4 protein-coding genes and 1 pseudogene are annotated in these 6000 nt (G+C 46.6%); 4 read left to right on the top strand and 1 reads right to left on the bottom strand.

The window, feature by feature from the left end; translation table 11 throughout:
- Positions 1–274: pseudogene (locus Q384_RS05805) on the bottom strand (IS481 family transposase); the annotation flags it as partial.
- A 313-nt stretch (positions 275–587) separates the two neighbouring features.
- On the opposite strand from Q384_RS05805, the gene recN reads away from it, so the two are divergent.
- The 4 genes from recN (at position 588) to Q384_RS05780 (ending at position 5675) form a co-directional block, all read left to right on the top strand.
- Positions 588–2255: a DNA repair protein RecN gene (recN, locus tag Q384_RS05800; protein ID WP_037586526.1), complete on the top strand. Its 1668-nt coding sequence runs from the start codon at positions 588–590 to the stop codon at positions 2253–2255.
- Positions 2256–2673: 418 nt separating this feature from the next.
- On the top strand, positions 2674–3810 hold the full coding sequence (locus Q384_RS05790) for an ABC transporter ATP-binding protein (RefSeq protein WP_037586524.1): 1137 nt from the start codon (positions 2674–2676) through the stop codon (positions 3808–3810).
- A gap of 16 nt (positions 3811–3826) precedes the next feature.
- Entirely contained in the window at positions 3827–4801 is a 975-nt protein-coding gene (locus Q384_RS05785) for an ABC transporter permease subunit (RefSeq protein WP_037586523.1), read from the top strand.
- Positions 4794–5675, top strand: a complete 882-nt coding sequence (locus tag Q384_RS05780) for an ABC transporter permease subunit (protein ID WP_037586522.1) — start codon at positions 4794–4796, stop codon at positions 5673–5675. Before Q384_RS05785 ends, Q384_RS05780 begins: the two co-directional genes overlap by 8 nt.
- Positions 5676–6000 lie beyond the last annotated feature (325 nt).

Below are 6000 nucleotides of genomic sequence, written 5' to 3'. Positions count from 1 at the left end.
ACCGCTGCGCCTGCGCTTTGAGCTTGTCTTGAATGGCTTTTTCTACTTTTGCCAAACGCTTCATGCCGTAACGAACTTGCTTGAAGCGGCGGTTAGTGCTGTTTTTAGGCATGAATACCTGTAACCGCGCTTCTTTCAAGACTTTATAGATGGTGGGTCTGCTGACGCAATAGGTAGCCGCCAAATCAGAAACGCGGATATTTTCTTCTGTATAAAGCCGCCAAATTTCTTGACGCTGATAGGGCAGTAAACGGGTTCTTTTATGAATGTTCATTGCAGTATTTTCCTATAAATACTGTAAACAACGCTGGGATTTCTTACAGAGGGTGTTAAAAACAGCCGTTGTTTTGGGTGCATTGATGATATGGTGCTGCAAACGGTTTTTAAAATGTTTGTGCGGTAAATTGTGGATTGCCGCTTTTTGTTTGCAATAAAATCAATGGTGCAATCGTTTCAGGCAGGTTTGCAGTGAAACAAATTGCAGTCAAAATAGGGTAGCATATAAGGCTGTCTGAAAACAGTGGCGAATACCGCCGTTTATTTATCCGTGTTTATGCGTGATTTCAAGAATTTCGAGAGGCAAGAATATGTTACTGGCGTTGTCTTTGCGTGATTTTGTACTGGTGGATCACCTCAATCTTAACTTCCAAAGCGGGTTTACTGTATTAACCGGTGAAACCGGTGCCGGTAAGTCGATTACTTTAGATGCTGTTGGCTTGCTGTTGGGTGACAAAGCCGACTACAGCCAAATTCGCCAAGGCGCGAAAGAAGCGCAGCTGTCTGCTTTATTTGATTTGAGCGACAGCCCCGCCGTACACACCTTGCTGTGCGAACAAGGTTTTTTGACGGAAGAAGACGGTGAATTGAGTATTCGCCGAGTTATTGATAACAAAGGAAAAAGCCGAAGTTTTTTGAATAATCAAGCTGTTACGCTGGCACAGCTGAAACAAATCGGTGAGTTACTCATCGATATTCACGGACAAAACACCCACCATTCTTTAAACAATGAAGCGGCACAGCGCGATTTACTCGATGCTTTTGCCAATGCACAAAACGAAGCCGACGCCGTGCGCGATGCGTTTCGTCAATGGCAAAGTGCCAAAAAAACATGGGAAACCGCCCAAAACCAAGCCGAAACATTGGCAACCGAGCGTGATCGCTTGCAATGGCAATACGACGAATTATCGGCACTCCATATTAAGCCCAATGAATGGAATGAATTAAGCCAAAGCCACGATATTTTGGCACACGCCGCCGATGTGCTTCAGGCAGCCGAAGAGGTTGGCAGCCTGATTGACGGCGATGACGGCTTGCAAACCTTGGTTTACCGCAGCCGCCAGTGTTTGGTGTCATTACTCAAAATCGTGCCGTCGGTTGCCGAAAGTATTGAGCTATTGGATTCTGTTGATGCCGAATTGAGCGAAGTCAGCAGCAATATGCACACCATGGCAGCCAACGTTGAAATCGATGAAAATTTACTGGCGGAGCAAACGGAGCGCATGGCCGACATCATGGGCATGGCGCGTAAATACCGTGTTGAACCGCCTTTGCTGTCTGCCAAACTTGCTGAAATTGAAACGGCTTTAAATGAATTAACCGCTGCCGCCGATTTGGATTTATTGGCAAAAAATTGTACTGAAGCGGAAGCTGCTTACAAAATTGCCGCCGAAAAACTTTCTGCCAAACGCAAAAGCGGCGCGAAACAGCTTGCTGCTGAAACCGCCGATCACATGCACAGCTTGGCAATGAAAGACGCGCAGTTTCACATTGAATTGAGTGAGAGTACACCGACCGCCCACGGTGTTGAACACGTGCAATACCAAGTCGCCGTTAATAAAGGGCAAATTTTGCGCCCGATGAATAAAGTGGCTTCCGGCGGTGAATTGGCGCGCATCAGCTTGGCACTGCAAATGACTGCCAGCCAATACAACCATGCGCCGACATTGATTTTCGATGAAGTGGATTCCGGCGTGGGTGGTGCGGTGGCGGAAGTCGTCGGCAAGGCTTTGCGCGGGTTGGGACAAAATCGGCAAGTGCTGGCAGTAACCCATTTGCCGCAAGTGGCGTCTTGCGGTGAACAGCATTGGCGCGTACAAAAACACAGCAATGCCGATCACACCGTAAGCAGTATTCAGGTGTTGAATGAAGATGAACGCATTGATGAAATTGCCCGTATGCTTGGCGGCGAAACCATTACGGCAACCACTCGCCGGCATGCTGCCGAGATGTTGGTATTGGCACACAGCAAGGCGTGATTGGGTCGGTTTAATTATTCTTTATTTCGCCGATATTAAATTTTGCCGAGCGGGAACAAGCTTTCCTGTGTGTTATTCAGGCAGCCTGAAAGCCAAAACGCAGCCGTTGAACCATTGATGATGTGGAAATTTATTTTGTTGATAAATGAGCGTGTTATCTGCGTAAATTGCAGGAGTTTAAATATTATTACCGCGCTGCTTCATCAAACCGATATTTATTCTGAAAAACAACATTCCTTTACGGATTTGCTCATTTTCTTTGAAAATTTCCTCTTATTCATTGCCCTATCTTCTGCGCTTGCATACAATTCGCCTTTGCGCCACTGTTGTGCTGAGGCTGCCTGAAACAGCGGCTGAAGCGAAGAGTCCTGTTGGATTTATTAATTGCTGAGATTGATTTTTTGGAGTACGCATCCTTATGAGCGACATCATTGCGCCCAAACCTGCTGATACAGCCGTTCCCTATCTGCAAATTAAAGACGTCGTCAAAACATTCGGCGACAACTATGCCGTTGATCATGTCAATCTCAATATTGATAAGCATGAGATTTTTGCTTTGCTTGGCAGCTCCGGCAGCGGTAAATCCACTTTGTTGCGTATGCTGGCGGGCATGGAAACGCCAACGCAGGGACACATTATCTTGGACGGGCAAGACATCACTAAATTACAGCCGTATGACCGCCCGATTAACATGATGTTTCAAAGTTACGCATTGTTTCCGCACATGAGTGTGGAGCAGAACATTGCGTTTGGGCTGAAACAAGATAAATTGCCCAAAGATGAAATTAATGCGCGGGTGGAAGAAATGCTGCGCTTGGTGCAAATGGTGCGCTACGCCAAACGCAAACCGCACCAATTATCAGGTGGGCAGCAACAGCGCGTGGCTTTGGCGCGCAGCTTGGCAAAACGCCCGAAATTATTATTGCTTGATGAGCCTTTGGGTGCGCTGGATAAAAAATTGCGCCAGCAAACCCAACTGGAATTGGTGAATACGCTGGAACAAGTGGGTGCAACCTGCATTATGGTAACCCACGACCAAGAAGAAGCGATGACCATGGCAACCCGCATTGCCATTATGTCGGAAGGGCAGCTGAAACAAGTTGGTACGCCCAGCGATATTTACGATTATCCCAACAGCCGTTTTACCGCTGAATTTATCGGTGAAACCAATATTATTCCCGGTGAAGTGGTGGAAGACAATGCCGACCACGTGATTATTTCCTGCCCGGATTTACAAAATCCGGTGCGGCTGGGGCACGGTATTACCGGACCGGAAGACCAAGACATTTGGCTGTCGATTCGTCCTGAAGACATCAATTTGTATAAAGAAAAACCGGCACATCTGGGTGAATACAATTGGGCAGAAGGCACGGTGAAAGAAATCGCCTATTTGGGCAGTTTTGCCATTTTCCATATTCGTTTGCCGTCGGGCAAAATCATCAAAAGCCAAGTCTTGTCGTCATTCTGGGAACTCAATGGTTTGGAGCAGCCCACATGGGAAGACGCCGTTTACATCAATTGGCCGGAAAACCAAGCCGCACCGCTTACCAGCTGATCGGCAGGAGTAATCTATGAATTGGTTTCATTTTAACCGCCTCAAAAATGCCCGCCCCAACCAAGGCTTGGTGGTGGCAGTGCCGTATGTGTGGTTGTTGGTGCTGTTTTTGGTGCCGTTTATTATTGTGCTGAAAATCAGCTTTGCCGAGCAAGCCATTGCCATTCCGCCTTATACGCCGCTTTATACGGTGGACGGCGATATGAATCGTATTAATCTCTTGATCAGCTATCAAAACTATACCGATATTTTTTACGATTTTTTCGGTTCGCTGAAGCACATGTTTACCGGCGGGCGCGGCGACAACATTTATTTACTCACCTATTGGCTGTCAATTAAAACCGCACTTTCCACGACGGTTATCTGCTTATTGCTGGGCTATCCGATTGCTTATGCCATTTCACGTGCGCCTGAGAGCTGGCGCAATGGTTTATTGCTGGCGATTATGCTGCCGTTTTGGACTTCATTTTTATTGCGGGTCTATGCGTGGATGAGTTTGCTGGGGCATAACGGTATTATCAATAATTATTTGCTCAAATGGGGCATTATCGGCACGCCGATTGATATGTTTTACAACGCATTTTCGCTGAATCTGGTGATGGTGTATGCCTATTTGCCGTTTATGGTGCTGCCGCTCTATACCCAATTGGTGAAGCTGGACAACCGCTTATTGGAAGCCGCTGCCGATTTGGGTGCGCATCCGATTAAAGCGTTTCTCACCATTACTCTGCCGCTTTCCAAAACCGGTATTATTGCCGGTTCTATGCTGGTGTTCATTCCGGCAGTGGGCGAATTTGTGATTCCCGAATTGGTGGGCGGTCCGGAAAACCTGATGATTGGTAAAGTGTTGTGGCAAGCCTTCTTTGACCAAAACAACTGGCCGCTGGCATCTGCCGTGGCGGTGATTATGGTGTTGCTGCTGGTGATTCCCATCGCTTTGTTCCACCGCTATGAAACCCGTGAAATCGAAGAAGGGGCAAACCGTGCATAAAAATAAGCTCTCATGGTTTCTGAAAACCATGCTGTTTTTGGGTTTTGCCTTTTTGTATCTGCCTTTGGCTGTGCTGGTGATTTACTCATTCAACGAATCGAAATTGGTAACGGTGTGGGGTGGTTTCTCTGTCAAATGGTATGCCGCACTGCTGAAAAATGAAGTTATTCTGGAAGCGGCATGGCTTTCCATACGCATTGCCTTATTGTCTGCCACTGCGGCGGTGGTGTTGGGTACGTTGGCAGGCTATGCTTTGGCGCGGATTAAACGCTTCAAAGGCAGTTCCTTATTTGCCGGTATGGTGTCTGCACCGATGGTGATGCCTGATGTGATTACCGGCTTGTCAATGCTGCTGCTGATTATTCAAGTGCAAATGCTGCTGCAAGACAGCTTCTTGAGTTTCTTGTATTTTGAGCGCGGCTTTTTCACCATTTGGCTGGGGCACACCACGTTGTGTATGGCATATGCCACTGTGGTTATTCGCTCACGCTTGCTTGAATTGGATCAATCCATTGAGGAAGCGGCAAAAGATTTGGGTGCGCGCCCTTTAAAAATCTTTTTCGTGATTACTTTGCCGATGATTGCGCCTGCAATTGCCTCCGGTTTTCTGCTGGCGGTTACATTGTCGCTGGACGACTTGGTGATTACTTCTTTCCTTTCCGGACCCGGTTCATCAACTTTGCCTATGGTGATTTTCTCCAAAATTAAACTGGGTTTAGATCCGCAAATGAATGTACTGGCAACCATTTTTATTGCCATTGTCGGCACGCTGGTTATTGGTATCAATTATTTTATGATGCGCCAAACCACTCGCCGTGAAAGAGAAATGGCAGAAGCATACCGGCAAGCACAGCTGGCTGAAAATATAAAATAAAGCGGAATTTGTTCAGGCAGCCTGTGTATCATCAGGCAGTGATATGCTGATGCGGCAATCCATTTAATAGACTGAGTTGAAAGCAGTGGATTGCCGCACTTGAATGGCAATAATGAAATAGGCGTTGTTTTATTCTCGGGATAACTTTTAAGATTAAGGCTTAAGACCGCACCCGAAATAGACAGCCAAACTGCTTTCTTTCTTTTTCATTACGCAGCAATCCGAAGCAATCAAGCCCTGTTATGATAGAAAACGGCATAAAAAGCCGTATTTATGTGCAGAAAACAGTTGCTTAGAGATAAAATTCAGACAAATACCAAATGCA

Source organism: Stenoxybacter acetivorans DSM 19021 (assembly GCF_000745895.1).
Classification (GTDB): Bacteria; Pseudomonadota; Gammaproteobacteria; order Burkholderiales; family Neisseriaceae; genus Stenoxybacter; species Stenoxybacter acetivorans.
The sequence above is the reverse complement of the archived record's forward strand: the minus strand, read 5'-3'. Positions and strand labels throughout refer to the sequence as shown.